1 protein-coding gene is annotated in these 819 nt (G+C 65.3%); it reads left to right on the plus strand.

The features are described from left to right. Window positions 1-75: 75 nt before the first annotated feature. Window positions 76-819, plus strand: a protein-coding gene (locus FV227_RS28680) for an IS5 family transposase (RefSeq protein WP_246688390.1) whose coding sequence is annotated in 2 segments (ribosomal slippage) — window positions 76-398 and window positions 397-819 — 746 coding nt annotated over the 2 segments. Because the reading frame shifts where the segments join, the coding sequence is not laid out codon by codon here. This gene is flagged as partial in the annotation.

Consider the following 819-nt stretch of genomic DNA (forward strand, 5'->3'; position numbering starts at 1 on the left):
ACTAGGTCGCGAACTCATAACGGCTGGCACGGTCGCTCGCCCTGATCGTTGATCCTCCGGCATGGAGGATTGTGAATGGCGCGGTTTGACCTGACGGATGCGGAGTGGGCGGCGATCGAGCCGGTTCTGCCGACGGATGTGCGCGGCAAGGATCGGGTGGACGACCGGCGGGTGCTGAACGGCATTTTCTGGCGGTTGCGCACGGGCGCGCCCTGGGCCGACATCCCGGCGCGCTATGGTCCGCACACGACGTGCGGCAACCGCTTTCGGCGCTGGCGCAAGCGTGGGATCTGGGATCGTCTTCTGAAAGCCGTGTCAGAGGCTTACGAGGGTGACCTGCAGATGATCGATGCCACCAGCGTGCGGGTGCATCAGCATGCGGGCTGCGCCAAAAAAAGACGACCGATCCCGTGGCATGGGTCGCTCGCGCGGCGGCCTGACGAGCAAGATCCACGCTCTGGTGGATGCCGAGGGCCGACCCATCGCCCTCAAGATCACCGAAGGCCAAGCGCATGACGGTCGGGCCGCCGACGACATGCTCGGCGATCTGGGACCTGGGCAGACCCTCCTGGGGGATCGGGTCTACGACAGCGACGCGCGGCGCGAGCGCTTGGCCGAGCAGGGGGCGTGGGCGAACGTGAAGCCGATGCCCAACCGCAAGAACGTGCCGGCCTTCAGTGCCTTCCTGTACAAGTACCGCAATCTGGTCGAGCGGTTCTTCAGCATGATCAAGCACTTCCGTGCGGTCGCAACAGGGTACGACAAGGACCCGGAAAACTTCCTGGCCAGCGTCAAGCTCGCAGCCGTCCGCGTCTGGCT

The sequence above is a fragment of the Methylobacterium sp. WL119 genome (assembly GCF_008039875.1).
Taxonomy (GTDB): Bacteria; Pseudomonadota; Alphaproteobacteria; order Rhizobiales; family Beijerinckiaceae; genus Methylobacterium.